The sequence below is a fragment of the Clostridium transplantifaecale genome, from assembly GCF_900626075.1.
Lineage (GTDB): Bacteria > Bacillota > Clostridia > Lachnospirales > Lachnospiraceae > Otoolea > Otoolea transplantifaecalis.
Window position 1 is genome coordinate 359,012 of record NZ_UYZY01000004.1, and the last position, 18,070, is coordinate 377,081.

Consider the following 18,070-nt stretch of genomic DNA (forward strand, 5'->3'; position numbering starts at 1 on the left):
AAAAAGTGTTAGTAAAAACCGCAAAAAGAAAAAAACTGGATTGGGGAGGGGGGAGGTGGTATAATGTACGCGTAAGCAAAGAGCAGGGCCACCAAATATCCAGGACACAATTTGTCTGGGAGCAAGCTCACAAGCAAATTGTGTCCTGGATATTTGGTGATAGGGCGAATGCCCGCGAGTGAGATGCAGCGAAGCGGAATCGAACTCTCCCTGCGGAGTAGAGAGAAGCACCAGAAACACCCGGGAGCAAGCTCACAAGCAAATTGTGTCCTGGATATTTGGTGATAGGGCGAATGCCCGCGAGTGAGATGCAGCGAAGCGGAATCGAACTCTCCCTGCGGAGTAGAGAGAAGCACCATCCCAATAGCGTCCCTGGGCCCTGTCCCAGGCAGCCTCCCATCCCCACCCCATGCTTACCCCCCAATCCCACCCCAAGGAGGATCCCTGAATGAGCAAAAAACAAATCCGTCAAATCATCACCGATTTAACCGAACGGCTGTGCCGGAAAGAATTCCTGGAGGAATCAGGACTCAGCAAGAAAAACATTCTGATGTTAATGAATAAAGAACACTGGGAGGAGCAGCTCACGCGTCTCATCCCGATAAAAAAGCGGGTTTCCTGCCGAACGGTATACGAAATCTGTGAGGAGCCCCTTGCACTCTTAGGACGCGAACCCGAAGAGGGCTGGATGAAATTTACCTATCAGTATGTCTGCCACATTCTCTATCCCGATGAGGCATTCACGGAAGCTACGGGCAGATTCTCGGCCGGGGCCTTATTTTACCTGGAAGTTCTCCAATATTTTTTCAATATGGAGCGGGAAGTGATTCCTTTTGATTCCCTCTATGATTTTGGCTTCCTGAGCGATGAAGAAGCGCATAAATTTGAATCATTCGAGGAATATATACGGTTTAAAAATACATTTGCCAAAGAATATATCTACGAAATGATGCGTTTGAACGCGGAGGTAACTCCGTTCAGAACGCTGGAACATATTGCAGGAGTCCACTATGTGGCCATGACGGTCGGACGGGGACTTGCCGAAGCGGGGCTGCCAATCGATTTGACACTGACTTCGGGAGCTGCCGCAGGCCATGATCTCGGTAAATTCGGCTGTAAGCCCAACGAGCGTGTGCCTTATCTTCACTATTATTATACAAACCAGTGGTTCAACAATCACTCCATGGAATATACCGGCCATATCGCGGCCAACCATTCGACCTGGGATCTGGAGCCGGAGAACCTGTCGGCGGAATCCCTGGTCTTAATCTACTCCGACTTCCGGGTTAAACAAAGCCGCGGCGAAGACGGCCGGGAAATCACCTATATCTCCAGTCTGGACGAGGCGTTCAATGTCATCCTTTCCAAGCTGGACAATGTGGATGAGACAAAGCTGAACCGGTACCGTTTCGTCTACTCCAAGCTGCATGACTTTGAGGACTACATGCGCTCCCTGGGCGTTGATGTAAACCTCGACGGCCACCCGCAGAAACGCGCCGCCCTTCCCGATATTTCACTCAGAAATACGGAGCAGACGATAGAATCCCTGGTATTTATGGGAATTGAGCATAATATCGAGATCATGCACCGCATGGCTGCGGAACGGCAGTTCGGAAACCTGCTGGAGGCGGCCAGAAGCGAAAAAAGCTGGAAGAATATTCGTGCGTACCTGAACATTTTTGAAGAGTATTTCACCTATACAAACGACAAGCAGAAAGAGCAGACACTGGGATTCCTTTATGAACTCCTGATGCACAGGGAGGGCGATATCAGGGCCCAGGCCGCGAAGCTTCTCGGCCATGTCATTGCCCAGTTCAATGCCGGTTACCGAAAAGAGCGGCCGGCCGATATGCCGGATATTGCCGAGGCCAGGGTGATGGAACTGTGGAATGAATATCTGGAAATGATCATCCGTCCCGACCACAAGCTCACTGTCCAGCAGAAACGCCGTATCCGCTATAACCTGAAGGTGGTTCTGGATTCAATCGTAGAGTATGCGGGCGCCGCGGACTTCCATCATTTTCTCCGGGCATTTTTAAAGTGGTATGAGAGGGGAGAGGAACTGGAGCCAGGGGAGGCCTTTGTCCTTCTCGACACGGTGCACTTTATGCCGTTTGAACAGTTTAACGAGGAAGAACTGGGCCGCGTCGGAAACTTTGCGGTTTACGAGGCCGGGGCGGACGAACTGGAGGTTCGGATTGCCGCGTGGAGGGCGTTTAAGCTGATTACGGCATACCAGCCGGCCCATCCATGCTGTGAGGCGATCGCTGAGTGCGTGATGAATGCGACCGTGGAAGGAAACATTACAATGACATTCCTTCAGTACCGCGTTTTAAACAATCTGGGTTACGAAACGGAGCTTCAGCAGAAAGAGCTTTACGAGCGGGACGTGGTTTCCGATATTTTCCTGGATAACCTGAAGACGTCTACACCCTGGATCATCAAGGCTGTTAACATAAAACTGCTGGTAGATCAGATAGACCACGGGAAATATGAGCACATTCTCCACATTGCCGCCCATTTTTCCAACCTGATCAAAGTCAGTGAGCACGTTGTCGTGCGCCACGATGCGGGCCAGGCGCTTTTGCGGATTATCGAACTTCTGACGCCGGATCAGCGGAACGAAATTTCCGTCGAGCTGGTGAAAGGCCTGGAGGTGGGAGAATATGAATTCTCAAAATACATTCCCCGTTATCTGGGAGAGTCGGCCCTGTGGCTGCCGCCCGAGCAGCTTGATGAAATCCTGGTGTATCTGAGCAGCCTGATGGCCAGCCCCAACGACAGGATTGTCTCGGTGGCTCTTGACACGGTGGGAATTCTGCTGGAATGCTATCCGTGCTACAGGGAGCGGTTTAAAGATGAACCGGAGCGCTGGGAGCGTCGTCGCAGAAGGTTCCTCGGCATGCTGTTAAACGGACTTGCCAACTACAGGGAAACAGTGCGCCAGGAGGCTCTGCTTGTAATCGGCCAGACCGTGTTTGGGTCAAACCGCCTTACATGCAGTGAAAAGAATGAGATTTTCTCCCTCTGTTTCAGAAAATTGCTGTTTCTGCTCAACGAAAATAAAGGGGATGAACTGACCGCATTTTACCGCGCGGCAGCCCTGTCCAATATCTGCCGTTTTATTACGGCATACCGCCTGAATGAAGGAGAATTTCAAATTGAGGAGAGAAATGAGGTGGCATTTTTCCCGGGAACCTTTGACCCCTTTACGCTGTCCCACAAAGAGATTGTCCGTGAGATTAGAAATATGGGCTACGAGGTGTACCTGGCCGTGGATGAATTCTCCTGGTCCAAAAAAGCGCAGCCCCACCTGATCCGCCGCCAGATTGTTAATATGTCGGTGGCCGACGAATTCCATGTCAACCTGTTTCCGGATGATATTCCGGTCAATATTGCAAACCCGGCGGACTTAAAGAGGCTGAAAGAAGTGTTTGCAGGCAGAGAAGTCTATATTGTAGCAGGCAGCGACGTGATCGCCAATGCTTCTTCTTATAAGAAGAAACCCTGCGAACATTCCATCCATACGATGAACCACATTGCCTTCCGGCGTGTCGGCGACAAACGTTCGGACAACAAATATAACAGAAAGATGATGGAATCCATCACCGGCAAGGTCTTTGAACTGGAACTGCCGGAGCATTTAGAGGATATCAGTTCCACGAAAATCAGGGAAAATATTGATATGAACAGGGATATTTCCAACCTGATCGATCCGTCTGTCCAGGAGTACATCTATTATAACGGTCTGTATTTACGGGAACCGGAATATAAACCGATTATACGGGCCAGAGCTATTGCCTTTGAGGAGGTAAAGGAGCCGGAGGAAACGCTGTTAGAAGAAATTTCGGAGCGTATCCTGAAGGAAGAGGATCACAGGGAGCAGCTGATGGAATCGATTCGGATTTCCGGGGATCACCTGCTGCTTTTGAGAAATACCGTGGACGACAACAGGCTGGTAGGCGTGGCCAGATTCCGTTCCCTGGCGCCGGATGAACTTTTTACGGTGCTTAAAAAGGTGGATCTGGCTGATTTGGTCCGCCGCCACACATCGGGGGAAATTCTTCTGATATCGGGAATCCATGTGGAAAAGGATCCGATGATATACGATGCGGAACAGCTTCTGCTTGCGGAAGTGATAGCCCGGTCCCTGCCGCTGCGGTGCGGTTATGCCCTGTTTTTCCCGTATGAGGGACGCTGCCCCGAGCGTGTGCTCTCGGCTATCGAACGCCAGGGTTTTGTGAAAGCGCCCGAGTTCCAGGAGGAGGCGCCGCTGTTCCTGGTGGATATGCATGCGCCTTTACTGTTGATGCAAAACCTGGAAACGACCTTAAAGGAGCCGTTTTCCAGCAATCCGCGTGTGCTGAAGGCAATCTACAAGGCACACCAGGATTTACAGATGGCAATGACCGGATTTTATCCCGGGCAGCTCGTGCTGTCGCTTTCGGCCAGCCTGATTTACCACCGCCTGGTGGATATGATTACTTCCCTGAATGAGGTTCCGAGGGAGCCGGTGGTTCCAAGGAGCCTTGGAGAGGCCATGTGTGTGCCGTTCGGAAAAATCCTCAGGGGAAAAGTCATCCCGAATACGGTTACAAAAACGCTCCATACAGATAAGGTTTTCTCGCCGGACCTGAATGAAGATGCCATCGAGGCATTCCCTTACTATTCGCCGTTAAGCAGTCAGATCCGGGCAATTAAGTCGTTTGACCGCCCCGTTATTCTGGTGGATGACCTGCTGCACCGCGGAGGCCGTTTTGAAGCGCTGGAGCCAATGCTCAGTGGGGCGCGGGTAGAGATAAAGAAAATCATTCTGGGTGTGATTTCCGGGTACGGCCGGGATACGCTGGCAACAAAAGGCGTGGAGGCAGACAGCGTTTATTTTGTGCCGAACCTCAAATTCTGGTTTGTGGAATCCACACTCTATCCGTTTATCGGAGGCGACACGGTGCGCCGCGATACGGTGCAGGTGGCGGGGCTTACGCCTTCCATCAACCTGATACTGCCATATGCCGTTCCGCCGCTCAAGGACTGCAGCAGCGAATCACTGTTTGAATTTTCCGCCTGCTGTATCAGGAATGCGCGTGACATCCTGCTGGTTCTGGAGGCGGAGTACCGGGATCAATTTGCAAGAAACCTGACTCTGAGCCGTCTGTCGGAAGCAGTTATCCTTCCGCTCTGCCCGGATAAGGGAGACTGTGTAAGCTATGACCCGAACCTGGCCGCGTCCGTCTATCTGGAAAATGATCTCCAGATGCTTTACCGGACGAAGAAAGCCATAGGGCGGGAATTATAATAATAAGGAGGAGACAGAATGTATTATTATAAAGTGGAGGGACAGCTCTGCTGTTCACTGGAGAAAGATCTGCCCTATGAGAAGGCGGAAAAACCGGAGAAAATCACATCCCTTATCTATCTGTTCGACAGGGAGCCTGGAAGCTGCAGGGCATCCTTCCGGGTAAATGATCCGGCCATGCTGTTTGCAGAGAGTGAGAATGTTTCCTGGCTGAGCAGTGTAAAACTGGCCGAAGCCGCAGAAGGAAAAGAAGTGGATGAAACGATCCGGGAAGTGATCCGGGAAGGTAAGATGCGCGCTGTAAACATGCGTCATCCCCAATTTGCAGAGATTGTAAAGGAGAAGCAGGAAGGCGGCAAAAAACGCGTCAACGTGCTTGCCATCGGTGATGTGGGCAGCACGCTCCTCACGGGGCTCCATCTGCTGGGAGGTGATGTGATAAGCTCCATCGGAATCTGTGACATTTCCGATAAAGTGACGGCACGATGGGAATTTGAAGAAAACCAGATTGCTTATCCGTGGGATTACGATGCCCTTCCGGAGGTTGACATCGTAAAGCCGGAGGATCTCTTCAAATGTGACGTTTTCGTATTTGTGGCCTCCAAGGGGATTCCTCCCGTTGGCTCCGGTGTCAAGGATGTGAGGATGTACCAGTTTGAGAATAACTCCAAGATCGTCGCCCAGTATGCAAGGCAGGCCAGGGCGGAACATTTTAAAGGACTGTTTGCCGTGGTTTCCGATCCGGTGGATCCTCTTGCCAAGACGGCATGGCTGGAGAGCAATAAGAATGAAAACGGGGTTCTGGATCATCAGGGCCTCCGTCCGGAACAGGTCCATGGATTCGGCCTGGGTGTAATGAACGCCCGCGCCGCTTATTATGCAAAGCGCGATGAGAGGTTCAAACAGTTCCTGACGGAAGGACGTTCCTTCGGCCCTCACGGCCAGGATCTGGTTGTTGCGGATTCCATTGAAAACTACAATGATGAACTGTCAAAAGAACTGACCGAACTGACTGTGACGGCGAATCTTCATATGAGAGCCATCGGCTTTAAGCCGTTCATTGCACCGGCATATTCTTCGGGGGCAATCTCTCTTGTCCTGATGATGCGCGGCGCCTGGCACTGCGGTTCCGTTTTCCTTGGCGGCGTCTATATGGGAGTAAAAAACAGGTACACCACATCCGGTCTTGAGACGGAAGTGCTTCCTCTGCCGGAAAAACTTTACGAGAGAATCGTGCTGGCCGAGGATAATTTGAAGAAAATTGTATAACCTGACATTGATAAACGAATTCCCGTGAGAAAGGAAGCGGTTTTTTGAACAGTTCAGATATAACAGTGATTAAGCTTCAGGGGGAATCCGGCGGGGAGTCGGAACGGCTTAAAGAAGTGCTTTTAGCCGCGCTTGACGGACTTAAGGTCCACTTTATCCACAGCGCGGATGAGATGGGATATTTTACGGATAAGACGGCGCAGCACGGCACAAAACGGCTGCTGTTTGCCGTCTGTCTAGGTAAGACGGGCATCAACCCGGAGTATTACAGGGTGTTGCGCTTCCTCAGGGAGAACCCGGAAAGCCTGGACGGCTGGACAGGTGGCGTTGTCATGGACGGTGACAGCGATCTCTACACAAAATCAGTGGCCAGAGAACTTACATTTACTGCAAACTGCTGCGGCTGTACCTTTGTGGGACGCCCTCTGGTGGAGGGAACGAAAACACTGTCCAATTTTACCATTGTAGCCGGCAACATGGAAACGGATCTGAAAAGCGCTTACAAAAAAAGCGTTGAGATCCTGGTACGTGAAATCATGGAATTTGAAAGGCCTCTGTCGGACCGGCCCAACCTCCTGGTTCTTCATGCATCAAGCCATCAGACTTCCAATACATTTGCACTCTGGAATGCGGTCAGGGAACGGCTGGACGGTTTTGACATCACGGAAATCGGACTGAGAAACGGAACGCTTTCCGACTGTTCCGGCTGTCCGTACAAAATGTGCCTTCACTTTGGTGAGAAGGGAAGCTGCTTTTACGGCGGAATCATCGCGGAAGATGTTTATCCGGCGGTTAAGAAAGCGGACGCCCTCATGATGCTGTGCCCCAACTACAATGACGCCCTGTCCGCCAACCTGACGGCATTTATCAACCGGCTGACGGCTTTGTTCCGAACGACGCGGTTTTATGACAAGGCGCTGTTCGGTATTGTGGTTTCGGGTTATTCCGGAAGCGATATTGTGGCAGAGCAGTTGATTGCCGCTCTCAATATGAATAAAACCTTTTATCTTCCGGGAAACTTCGCAATGCTGGAGACAGCCAACAACGCAGGCAGCGCGATGAAACTTCCCGGTATTGAAGAGAGAATTGAGCAGTTTGCAGAAAACATTACGAAAACACTGAAAAAAGAGGCAGCAGAATGAAATACCGCAAAAAAGGACGGTTCTGGCTTCTTCCCCTGCTGATTATCCTGTATCTGGCCGTCGGGGCCGTATTTCCATTCCTTACTTATAAAGAAGTGGAGGAAGGAACGGCGCTGCTTCCGGGACTCCAAGCAATGGTGAACGGAGAGAATACGGAATCCGGGTTTTCCGACCGCGCCATGATTCTGGAGACAAACGCGAGCGCCTGGGAAGAACGGCTCTGTCTGATGGATCAGGCAAAAGAGCGGATCATACTCTCAACCTTTGATATGAGGGACGGAGAGAGCACAAAAGATCTGCTTGCCCTGATCCTTGAGAAAGCCGACCAGGGAGTTCAGGTGCAGATTCTGGTCGACGGATTTTCCGGTCTGGTCAGGATGACGGGAAGGAGCCTGTTTCAGGCTGTCGGCTCCCATCCCAATATTGAAATACGCCACTATAACCCGATTAACCTCCTGGAACCCTGGAAAACCCAGGGACGGATGCATGACAAATATGTGATTGTGGATGACATCGGATATATTCTGGGCGGCCGCAACTCATTTGATTATTTTATCGGAACCTACGGCACGGAGCACGAGAGCCTCGACCGGGAGGTGCTCGTCTACAATCCCGCCCATGGGACCGGGGAAGGACACGATAGCTCCCTGTATGAAGTTGAGAAATATTTTGAGGGTGTCTGGAACCTGGACGTGACGAAACCCTTTGCCGACAGCGAAAAGCTGGCAGAAAAAAAGAGCGTGTCGGACGATCGGGAAATGCTGAGGGAGAGGATAAAGACCCTCAGGAAAGACAATCCGCAAATATTCGAACAGACTGATTATGAAGAGCGCACCGTTGAAACAGAGGGAATCTGCCTTGTGTCAAACCCTACAGGAATATATGGGAAGGAACCTATGGTATTTTATCAGCTCACAAAGCTTATGGAGGCCAAGGGGGAGGAGACCATTATCCACACGCCCTATCTTGTATGCAATACATATATGGAGAAACGTCTCAAAGAAGTAAACGAGGCGGTCCCCAATATGAAAATCGTCTTTAACTCAGTGGAGAATGGGGACAACTTTTTCGCATCCAGCGATTATCTGTACCGGAAAAAGTCCCTGATTGCCATGGGTATTCCACTTTATGAGTATGACGGGGGAATTTCGACCCATGGAAAGTCCTTCACACTGGGGGAGAATATTGCAGCGGTCGGTTCCTACAATTTTGATTTGAGGAGCACCTATCTCGACACCGAACTGATGCTGGTTATCAAGAGTAAAGACCTGACAACAGAACTGAACGGGAATCTTGAGGCTATTGAGAAAGGGTGCCGGAAGGTAATTGATGAGACGGAGTATGAGGTTCCATCCGGCATTACGGTGGCGGAGATTCCGGGATGGAAAAAGCTTGCGATGAAGGTGACAGGAATTGTGATGACGCCGTTTCGGTTTCTTATTTAAGGGGATTGGTTGAGGAAGGAGAACGCCGCCGGTTACGGCCGGGGGCGGGATGGTGAGAGGGAGGCTGTGAGTCTTCAGTCCCGGAGGATAGGTTGTCGCGGGTGGGGAATCCGGGCAGAAAAAGTTCCTGCGGGAAACGCTTTCGCTCTTCGGAGTACATAATAGTACTAACCTCGAAAAGACCTCGGTAAGTACCAATGAACTCCCAGGTTCCCTCCGGAATCTTTTTCTCCCTCCTCCCCCACGGGTAGGTTATGGACCGGGACTGAAGACGCGAAGTTTTTCGCCATCCCGATCCTTGGCCTGCGTCCGCTGAATTGTTCTATTTCTTCAAGTGGGAAGGGTATTGTCGCAGCCACTACATTCCGACAAATGCCTTGAAAATATCTCTTAATCAGTTTTATATGGTTTTAGATTGTCTGGTATGGGAATCGGCTTTATCGTCAGGATTTGATCCAACTTTGGATTCAGCCTTCATTTCAGACTGAGATGCTATCAAGACATAAAAGTATCTCAACCATGTAGTGGCTGCGACAATACCACCCCCACACTTGAGGTTAAGAGACAATCAGCTTCTGAAGCCGGCGGACGAGGCAATACCCTTCCCTGAGTCTTCAGTCCCGCCGACAACCTGCCCGGGGAAGGAAGGAGAAAACTTTCCGAAGGGGACCTTGGAATCCGCCGGTGCTTGCTGAGGTTTCTCACGAAGCTAGCATCCGCTGTGCATTCCATAAGCGGGAGCGAGTCCCCGTAGGAATTTTTTCTCCTGGATTCCCCTTCACGACAACTTACAAACCGGGACTGAAGACTCATAAACAACCTCCCCCACCCCGTCCGCCGTCTTCCAGAGGCGTCCCCGCCTCCCAACTAAATCACTTTACAGACAGTTTGAAAAGAAGTATACTAAAAAACAGGGATTGTCCAATTACAGCTGCAAATACTGCAATCGAACCGGGCATCCCGCTTGATAACGGCGAAAAGTTTCCTGGCGTTTATATCATTTTAAGCCGTTAGGAGGACATTACAAATGAACACAGTGGAGATGAATATGAAACCGTGGAAGAGGACACTCGCGATAGGAGTGATCACAGCTCTGACCTCTCAGCTTTACTGGAACGTATTTGTAAATAATTTTCGTATTTCTACATCGGTAATTCTGTTACCCGTCCTGATTATGACGGTGGGAATCCAGATTCATACAAGGACGATCTGTTTTGTGACGGCCTGTATTATCTATGTTTTCCGGCTTGTCATATTGCTATTCCAGGGAATGCCGCTGGAACCCAGCCTGATACAGGTGCTTCCCGGAGCTCTGTTCTATATCTGTTATGGACTCATTTTCAAACTCCAGATTAAGAATAAGCATATCGTTCAGATGGAACGTCTGATTGTTGCGATCTTTTTCTGCGATTTCGGTTCCAATGTTTTTGAGGTATCCCTGCAGGAGATTCTTCAGAAGGGAGCGCTGCCGGCTTTATCCGTCATCAAATATCTGATGATGATAGCCATTATCCGTACCCTGTTTGCCGCAGTTGCGCTGATTGGGGAGCGGCAGTACCGCGCCCTCCTTAAGAAAGCGGAGCATGAGAACCGTTATCAGCGGCTGTTTCTTATGACAACAGGCCTTAAGAATGAAATCTATCTGATGCATAAGAACACGGAAGAGATCGAGAGGGTTATGAGCAATGCATACCGCCTCTATGAGAAGACCCTGACCATGGAAGAACTTCCAAAAGAGATGCAGCAGATGGCCTTAGAGATTGCCAGGGATGTCCATGAGATTAAGAAGGATTATATCAGAATTATTCAGGGGATAGAGCAGGAGATAGATGAGGATTACGATGAGGAGAAGATGAATTTTCAGGATCTTCTGCAGATTCTGGAAGCATCCACATATCATATGCTGGCGGAGAAGCGGCTGGATGTGCGTCTTTTATATGACTGTCAGGAAAATTTTGTGACGAAAGAACATTATATCCTGATGGCGGTGCTTAAAAATCTTGTCAATAATGCCATAGAGGCCATTGAGACAAAGGGGCGGAGCGGCACAGTCCGCATTGCGGAGAAAAAAGAAGGTGACAGTTACCTGTTTGAAGTCACGGACGACGGTCCGGGAATTTCAGAAAGGCAGCTTCCAAATATTTTTAAAATGGGGTATTCAACAAAGTTTGATGAAAAAACGGGTAACATTTACCGTGGGGTGGGACTTGTTGGTGTGAAAAATGCAGTAGAAGAGCAATTTAAAGGTAGTATCGATGTGGAATCTACCCCGGGCAAGGGGACGAAATTCCATATTGTGATACCTGCTGAAATGTTAGAGGAGCCGTAAAAATGGAAATTTATATTGTTGAAGATGACGTAACCGTAATCAGTATTCTTGAAGATATTATTGAAGATAATGAACTGGGAACTATCTGTGGAACGACGGAGGGAGAACCCGCCAACGTGGATGAGATCCTGGCCCTTGCGCCCGATGTAATTCTCGTGGACTTCCTGATGCCTGGCAAGGACGGCGTAGAGCTTGTGAGAGAACTGAAGGAAAAGGGATGCACTGCGAGATGTATCATGATATCCCAGGTATCCGCCAAAGAGCTTGTAGGCAAGGCATATGACGCCGGAATGGAATTTTTTATCAGTAAGCCAATCAATATTATCGAAGTGAAATCTGTTATCCAGAAGGTGGAGAAGCAGATCGAAAACGAGAAGACCTTGTCCAATATCAAGAAGATGTTTATGGCAGAGATTGCCGACATGCCGAAGGAGAAGAAACCGGATGACGGCTACGGCAGAAAGGTCCAGTACATTCTCAACAGGCTGGGAATGTCGGGAGAAAAGGGCGGAGACGACATTATGAGAATCTGCCAGTACCTGCACAGCAATAAGAGGCCGATTTCTCAGGTGAGTATCGGACAGCTCTGTGATATACTCAGCGACGCCCCGAAGAATATGGAGCAGAGAATCAGAAGAGCCATTGCGGTGGGCATGTCCAATCTTGCGCATCTGGGGATTGAGGACTTTATGAACGATACGTTTACGGCCTATTCAAGCACGCTTTTCCCATTTGAGGAAATCCGGGCGGAGATGGATTATATCCGCGGAAAGAGAAAGTACGGCGGCAAAGTGAGCATCAAAAAATTTATAGACAGCCTGATGCTGGCGGCAGACCGGGAAATCTAACGTATTTATAGTGTTTCTAAACACGTTATAAACAAAGTTAAAAAAGTGTTATAACTTTTTAAATATATTCTTGAATTATTTTGTAGTTTTTTGAGAGATATGATTTATACTGCCTTCAACGTAAACAAATAATTTATTGGAGGTAGTTGTATGAAAGTTATTGAGCTTGATATGTATCAGGCAACCGCGGTTGCGGCAATCGTTCTTCTTCTGGGACGCATTCTTGTTGACAAGATTGCGGTTCTCCGCAGATACTGTATTCCGGCACCTGTAGTTGGTGGTTTCATCTATGCTATTCTGCATCTTGCAGTTAGAAGCGCGGGGATCGTTGAAATTTCCGCAGATATGACATTGAAGAATGTGTTCATGGTTGCCTTCTTCTGTAGCGTAGGTTATACGGCATCTTTCAGAATGCTGAAAAAGGGAGGAATTCAGACAATCGTATTCCTTCTGCTCGCAGTAGTAATGGTAGTGTTACAGAACTGTCTGGGCGCAGGCCTTGCATCCGCATTCGGCCTTGATCCAAGACTTGGCCTTGCCACAGGTTCCATTCCAATGGTAGGCGGACACGGAACAGCAGGTTCCTTCGGACCGATGCTGGAAGAGCTGGGCGTTGCCAATGCTAACGTAGTGGCGATTGCTTCCGCAACTTTTGGCCTTGTTGCAGGCTGTGCTATCGGCGGACCAATTGCATACAACAAAATTCATAAATATAAATTAATTTCCGCAGCTTCGGATACAACAGTTGAAGAAATTGTTGAAAAAGACGAAACAGGCGCAATCGATTCCAAACGTTTCCTGGATGCGTTCCTCTATCTGATTATTGCAATCGGTGTAGGTACGGTTGTTTCCATGTTCCTCGGCAAGCTGATGACGTTCCCATTCTACATAGGAGCTATGCTGGTCGGCGCTGTAATCCGCAATATTATGGATGTGCAGCAGAAGGAAATCCCGATGGAAGAAATCGGAACGCTCGGCGGTTCATGTCTGTCCATTTTCCTTGGACTTGCCATGATCGATATGAAACTTTGGCAGCTGGCAGAGCTGGCTCTTCCGTTAGTAGTAATGCTTGCGGCACAGACAATACTTATGTTCCTTTACGCTTATTTCGTAGTATTCAATGTACTCGGAAGAACATACGACGCAGCCGTTATGACTACAGGTTTCTGTGGTTTCGGTATGGGCGCAACACCGAATGCCATGGCTAACATGCAGGCAGTTACAGGACAGTATGGCCCGGCTCCTACAGCATTCATGGTAGTGCCTCTGGTAGGAAGTTTATTTATCGACTTCCTTAACGCTTCTATCCTGACAGCGTTTATTAACTTCTTCCACTAATCGGAGATAATTGTTAATAACATTTTGAGGGAAAATATTCTTTTATAAGAGTTGACTTTTACAGGACGGTGAAGGGTCTGCAGTGCAGGCTTTTCACCTCTTCCTGCGGGGAAGACAGTCCTGGGCCGGATGGCAGAAAACACCGTTTTTGGAGAATATAAACAAAAAATAATAACAATTATAATGCTAATTCAATTTGCTTATAAATGGGAAATGCGTTATAATAAAAACAGAACAGAAAATTTCACAAAAACAAAAGGAATCGTGAGGGATTTTTGTTTAAGATTTACATAATCTGGTTCCAGTGAGTAGTGAAACTTTTAAAATCATATATCAAACAGGAGGTATATTACAATGAGCAAGTATGTTGACAGAGTAATTGCGGAAGTGGAGAAGAAATACGCAGATGAGCCAGAATTCTGCCAGACCGTCGAAGAGGTTTTATCTTCCCTTGGCCCGGTAGTAGATGCACATCCGGAGTATGAAGAGGTTGCTCTCCTTGAAAGAATGGTAATCCCGGAGAGAGTTATCGAGTTCCGCGTTCCGTGGGAGGATGACAATCACAAGATTCATGTAAACACAGGATACCGCGTTCAGTTCAACGGCGCCATTGGACCGTACAAGGGCGGCTTACGTTTTGCTCCGTCTGTAAACCTTTCTATTATGAAATTCTTAGGCTTTGAGCAGGCATTCAAAGACAGCCTTACAACACTTCCTATGGGTGGTGCTAAAGGTGGTTCCGACTTTGATCCTAACGGAAAGAGCGACAGAGAAGTTATGAGATTCTGCCAGTCCTTTATGACAGAGTTATACCGTCACATCGGACCAGACGTTGATATCCCAGCTGGCGACCTTGGTGTAGGCGCTCGTGAAATCGGTTATATGTATGGACAGTACCGTAAACTCGTTGGTGGTTTCTACAACGGCGTTCTTACAGGTAAAGGAAGATCCTTCGGTGGTTCCTTAATCCGTCCGGAAGCTACAGGTTTCGGTTCCGTATACTATGTAGAAGCAGTTATGAAACATGAGAACGATACTCTTGAAGGTAAGACAGTTGCACTTGCAGGCTTCGGTAACGTTGCTTGGGGCGCTGCTACAAAGCTTGCTGAATTAGGCGCTAAGGCTGTTACACTTTCCGGACCAGACGGATACATCTACGATCCAGACGGTGTTGTAACAAAAGAGAAGATCGACTTCATGCTTGAGATGAGAGCATCTGGACGTAACAGAGTTCAGGATTACGCAGACAAGTTCGGCTGCCAGTTCTTCCCAGGTGAGAAACCATGGGGCCAGAAGGTTGACATCGTTATGCCATGTGCTACACAGAACGACGTTGATTTAGAGCAGGCTAAGAAGATCGTTGCTAACAACATTAAATACTACATCGAAGTAGCTAACATGCCTACCACAAACGAAGCTCTTAAGTTCTTAATGGAGCAGAAGAACATGGTAGTAGCTCCTTCCAAGGCTGTAAACGCAGGCGGCGTTCTTGTTTCCGGTCTTGAGATGAGCCAGAACAGCGAGAGACTTTCCTGGACAGCAGAGGAAGTTGACTCCAAGCTTCATCAGATTATGACAGATATCCATGATGGTTCCGCAGAAGCAGCAGAGCGTTACGGCTTAGGCTACAACCTGGTTGCCGGTGCTAACATCGTTGGTTTCCAGAAGATCGCTGATGCTATGATGGCTCAGGGTATCGCTTGGTAATCTGAAGATTTAAAAGATTAGTACATAACAATTGCATATAGCGGTTGTCTGAATGAATGGGCTGCTGCATTAAGCAGAAAATGCCGGATAGGCATAAGGCTTAAGGCAGCAGCCCTTTGTTAAAACAATGGAACGGCTTGAAAGGTCCGCCCGACATGCTTTTCATTGCTCATTAAAGAAATTGCTGGTATAATAATATAGACTTAAATTTCGAAAGGAGTAATTAATATGAATTGTCTTATCATTGACAGAGTATACTCAGGTATCGCAGAAGAACTTGGCAAGTACATGAACGTAAAGACAGCAGCTAACCTTCCATGCACCAAAGAGCAGCTTATCGCTGAGATTGGTGATGTAGATGTGCTGATTATGCGTGTTGACCCGAAGATCGACAAAGAGGTTCTGGATGCAGCAAAGAACTTAAAGATTATGGGAGTTTGCTCTGTTGGTTTAAACCACATCGATACAGAATATGCAAAAGAAAAAGGAATTCAGATCTTCAACGCACCAGGTATGAATGCCAATGCGGTTGCAGAGCTGACAATCTCCAAGATGCTTGACATTTCCCGCGGAACTTTCACCGCTAACTATGATGTTAAGGTAAAACATGAGTGGGATAAATACAAATTCGTAGGACGCGAGCTTCGCGGAAAGACACTGGGCGTTATGGGCTTTGGCCGTATCGGACGCCGTGTAGGCGAACTGGGACGTGCATTCGGCATGACAGTTGTAGCTTACGATCCATTCCTTAAACCGGAAGATTTCGAGAAAGAGCATGCTACAGGCATGACAATCGAGGAAATGCTGAAAGTTGCTGACTTCGTATCCATCCATGTACCGCTGACACCAGAGACAAAGGATCTGTTCAATGCAAAATCCATCGCTGAGATGAAGAACGATGCAGTTGTTCTTAACATGAGCCGTGGCGGTATTGTTAATGAGAAAGATATGTATGAAGCTCTTAAAGCAGGCAAAATCGGCGGTTATGCTACCGATGTTATGGAGAACGAGTTGGCAGGCAGCGGCCTGACAGGCAACGATTCCTTCGCTAGCCCACTGTTCGAGTGCGATAACTTCATCGTATCCCCACACATTGGCGCTCAGTCCGTAGACGCCTCCAAAGATATCGGTATTCTTATTATCTCTAAGGTTAAGGAAGCGTTAGGTCTGTAATACATAATTATAATATAAAAAATTTAATTCTGACATAAATGACAGGTGATAATCGGCAGTCTGATTATCCCTGTCATTTTTTTATCATTTTCTTTTTCAATGCTTGGAATTTGCCATTTTATAAATATGCAAGTTATTCAATATTTATAAAAAAAAGAGGTGCTTTTTATAGTTTATTTATTGATTTGTTATAAAATGTAAAGGAAAAATAGAAAATAATAATATTTTGTATTGTAATTGGGTGAAAATACCTGTATAATGAAAACAGCAGATGTCCTTTCAGATTGTTGCAAAATAGTCAAGAAGAAAGGATATTTAATAATTTCACATAAGGGAGGAATTATCTATGAGAAAAAAATTAGCACTTGTACTCGCTGCGGCTATGGTTATGGGAACTGTTTTAACAGGCTGCAGTTCAGGCGGTAAAGAAAGTACACAGGCAGCAGCTCCTGAAGCAACAACCGAGGCAGCCAAAGAGGCTGAGACAGAGGGCGCTGAAGCAGCAGCGGCCGGCACTGTTAAAGGCGGTATGGAAGGGGGCACCAGCCTTAACTTCACAACAGGCGGAGATCAGGGTACATATTATGGCTTTGGCGGCGTTCTGGCCGGTAAGATAGGCGAGAGCACCAGCACAAAAGTTACCGCAATTACATCCGGTGGTTCTCAGGCTAATATCGAGGCTATGGATGCCGGTGACGCACAGCTGGGATTCGTACAGTCCGACGTTATGGCATATGCATACAATGGCACCAACCTTTTTGAAGAATATGGAAAGGTAGAGAATTTCTCCACAGTTGCAGCTCTTTATATGGAGCAGGTTCAGATTGTTACTCTGGATCCTAACATTAAATCCGTAGCGGATCTGGCAGGCAAGAATGTTTCTGTCGGCGCGGCAGGTTCCGGCGTATACTACAATGCAGTAGATGTACTCGGAGCTTATGGAATGGATGTTGAGAAAGATATTAAGCCAACATACCAGTCATTCGGCGACAGTGCAGAGGCTCTTCAGGATGGTAAAATTGATGCGGCTTTCGTAGTTGCAGGAGCTCCAACAACTGCGATTACATCTCTGGCAGCAACAAAAGATGTTTACCTGGTTAGTCTGGATGATGAGCATATGAGCGCTCTTCTTGAATCTTCTCCATACTACAGTGAGAACGTAATCCCGGCTTCCGCATACGGCACAGACGGCGACGTCACAACAGTGGCAGTAGGCGCAGTTGTTATCGCACGCGACGATGTATCCGAGGCAGATGTTTATAACTTCCTTTATGGTATTTTTGAAAATCTGGAAGGAATCACGGCAGCTCATGCAAAGGGTGCTGAACTGAGCCTTGACTTTGCATCTTCCGTTACTGCTGTTCCTTATCATCCGGGCGCAGCAAAATATTTCTCCGAAAAAGGAATTGAAGTTTCCACAAAGTGATAATGATCTTTTCTGAGTGAATGGCAGCTGCGGTAGGCGTGAGCCTGCCGCAGCTTTTATAAACGGAATAACTCATTATATTGTGACAACTGGGCAT

The 18,070-nt window shown here is 48.0% G+C and carries 10 protein-coding genes; all 10 read left to right on the forward strand.

Translation table 11 applies throughout. The features are described 5' to 3' along the window. Positions 1-448: 448 nt before the first annotated feature. Complete coding sequence (locus tag EJL91_RS16595; protein WP_125143081.1) at positions 449-5,296, forward strand: nicotinate-nicotinamide nucleotide adenylyltransferase; 4,848 nt, start codon at positions 449-451, stop codon at positions 5,294-5,296. An 18-nt stretch (positions 5,297-5,314) separates the two neighbouring features. After that, a complete protein-coding gene (locus tag EJL91_RS16600) occupies positions 5,315-6,565 on the forward strand; it encodes a Rossmann-fold NAD(P)-binding domain-containing protein (RefSeq protein ID WP_125143082.1) in 1,251 nt (416 codons plus the stop codon). A 44-nt stretch (positions 6,566-6,609) separates the two neighbouring features. Further along, positions 6,610-7,707, forward strand: coding sequence for a flavodoxin family protein (locus tag EJL91_RS16605; protein WP_125143083.1), 1,098 nt, complete (start codon positions 6,610-6,612; stop codon positions 7,705-7,707). After that, positions 7,704-9,152: a phospholipase D family protein gene (locus EJL91_RS16610; protein WP_125143084.1), complete on the forward strand. Its 1,449-nt coding sequence runs from the start codon at positions 7,704-7,706 to the stop codon at positions 9,150-9,152. The genes EJL91_RS16605 and EJL91_RS16610 overlap by 4 nt, the downstream gene beginning before the upstream one ends. A 1,027-nt stretch (positions 9,153-10,179) precedes the next feature. Beyond that, positions 10,180-11,481, forward strand: a complete 1,302-nt coding sequence (locus EJL91_RS16615) for a sensor histidine kinase (RefSeq protein ID WP_125143085.1) — start codon at positions 10,180-10,182, stop codon at positions 11,479-11,481. 2 nt (positions 11,482-11,483) lie between these two features. Next, a complete protein-coding gene (locus tag EJL91_RS16620; RefSeq protein WP_125143086.1) occupies positions 11,484-12,329 on the forward strand; it encodes a DNA-binding domain-containing protein in 846 nt (281 codons plus the stop codon). A gap of 150 nt (positions 12,330-12,479) precedes the next feature. Next, positions 12,480-13,667, forward strand: coding sequence for a sodium/glutamate symporter (gltS, locus tag EJL91_RS16625; protein WP_125143087.1), 1,188 nt, complete (start codon positions 12,480-12,482; stop codon positions 13,665-13,667). Positions 13,668-14,021: 354 nt separating this feature from the next. Beyond that, a complete protein-coding gene (gene gdhA, locus EJL91_RS16630; RefSeq protein WP_125143088.1) occupies positions 14,022-15,374 on the forward strand; it encodes an NADP-specific glutamate dehydrogenase in 1,353 nt (450 codons plus the stop codon). Between the two features lie 228 nt (positions 15,375-15,602). Beyond that, positions 15,603-16,547 carry a D-2-hydroxyacid dehydrogenase gene (locus EJL91_RS16635; protein WP_125143089.1) on the forward strand — a complete coding sequence of 315 codons (945 nt, stop codon included), beginning with the start codon at positions 15,603-15,605 and terminating at the stop codon, positions 16,545-16,547. Between the two features lie 346 nt (positions 16,548-16,893). After that, positions 16,894-17,973: a TAXI family TRAP transporter solute-binding subunit gene (locus EJL91_RS16640; protein ID WP_125143090.1), complete on the forward strand. Its 1,080-nt coding sequence runs from the start codon at positions 16,894-16,896 to the stop codon at positions 17,971-17,973. Positions 17,974-18,070 lie beyond the last annotated feature (97 nt).